A 1,665-nucleotide genomic window follows, 5' to 3' on the forward strand; every position below is an offset into this window, starting at 1 on the left:
TCGTCTCGGTGCTGAGCTCCTGGCTCGTCTGGATGCTCATGCTGGGCGAGATGCCGCTGGCCGCCTCCAAAAGCGGCATCTTCCCCAAAATGTTCGTGAAGGAGAACAAGAACGGCTCGCCGTCCACATCCCTTCTGTGGACCACTATCGTCGTGCAGGTGGTGCTCATCATCTCGTTCTTCATAGGCAACAACGCCTGGACCACGATGATCAGCATCACCAGCGTCATGGCGCTTCCGTGCTACTTCTTCTGCACGCTGTTCCTGTTCAAGATCGCCGTCAAGAAGGAGTACCCGTCCGGCATCTTCGCCAGCCGCGGCATGGCCGTGTTCACGGGCGCGGCCGGTTCGCTGTACGGACTGTGGCTGATCTACGCGGCCGGCCTGAACTACCTCATGGTGGCCTGCATCGTGTACGCCATCGGCCTGCCGCTGTACATCGTGGGCGTGCGCCAGCACGACCGACAGGCGAAGCTGTTCGAGAAGCGGTCGGACAAGGTCATCCTGGCCGTGGTGCTGGCGCTCGGCATCGCCGGCCTTATCTACTCGGTCATCACGTTCGGGAACATCCATATCTAGAGCGCGCACGATTGCGATCACCGCGAAGCCCGAGGCCGCTTACGGCCCCGGGCTTTTTTTGGTCGTCTTGCACATCAGACCCGATTCGTCGAAAACGCTGCGGCTTTACCTTCCCTTTACACGGGCTTTACCGAATCTTAAGCGGTCTGAATATCCTCCATCGATCGGTGTACGACTCGAGGATTCCCCTGCGAATACGCCATGCTGTTCACATTGGAAACCGAAAGGGAGTCATCCGTGAAGGGCTTTACCGAACTCATCGTCAACTCCGTCCGCGGGTTCTGCATGGCCCTGGCCGACAGCGTGCCCGGGGTGTCGGGCGGCACCGTCGCCTTCCTGCTGGGCTTTTACGACCGGTTCATCGGCTCGCTGGACGACCTGTTCCACGGCGCGAGGGCTGCGCGCTTCGCAGCCGTGCGCTTCCTGCTGAAGCTGGGCGCAGGTTGGGCGATCGGGTTCGGGCTGTCGGCGCTCGTGCTGACCAGTTTCTTCGATACGCACATCTACGAGGTCAGCTCGCTGTTCATGGGATTCATCGTGTTCGCCATCCCCATCGTCGTGCGCGAGGAGCTGGACGCATTGCGTAAACGGCTGCCGTACCTCGCGTTCGCCGTCGTGGGCGTCGCATTCGTCGTGGCAGTGACGCTGCTGAGCCCCGTGAGCGGAGAGGGCATCGACGTTGCGGCGAAGAGCCTCGACCTCGGCCTGGTGGCGTACGTGTTCCTGGCGGCGATGGCGGCCATCTCCGCAATGGTGCTGCCGGGCATATCGGGCTCCACGCTGCTGCTGATCTTCGGGCTGTACGTGCCCATCATGGGTGCGGTGCGCGCGACGATGGGGCTCGATCTGTCCTACCTGCCTATTCTGATGGTGTTCGCGGCGGGCATCGCATGCGGCATGCTTCTGTTCGTCCGACTCATCAGAATGTGCCTCGAGCGCTTCCGCTCGCAGACCATCTACGCCATCATCGGCATGATGCTGGGGTCGCTGTTCTCCATCACGCAAGGGCCGCTCACGCTGAGCGAGCCGCAGCCGGCCATGAGCCTCGACACGTTCAGCATCGTGTTCTTCCTCATCGGCGGCGCCG

At 62.0% G+C, this 1,665-nt stretch carries 2 protein-coding genes; both read left to right on the plus strand.

Annotated elements, in window-relative coordinates:
* The coding region (locus ACMO6A_RS02145; protein ID WP_418470715.1) for an amino acid permease at positions 1–578 on the plus strand (578 nt) is incomplete at its 5' end.
* Positions 579–815: 237 nt separating this feature from the next.
* Positions 816–1,665, plus strand: an 850-nt coding sequence (locus tag ACMO6A_RS02150; RefSeq protein WP_418470716.1) for a DUF368 domain-containing protein, incomplete at its 3' end; no start/stop codon positions are given.

Origin of the sequence: Eggerthella sp. (genome assembly GCF_048329335.1) — a bacterium.
Taxonomy (GTDB): Bacteria; Actinomycetota; Coriobacteriia; order Coriobacteriales; family Eggerthellaceae; genus Eggerthella; species Eggerthella lenta.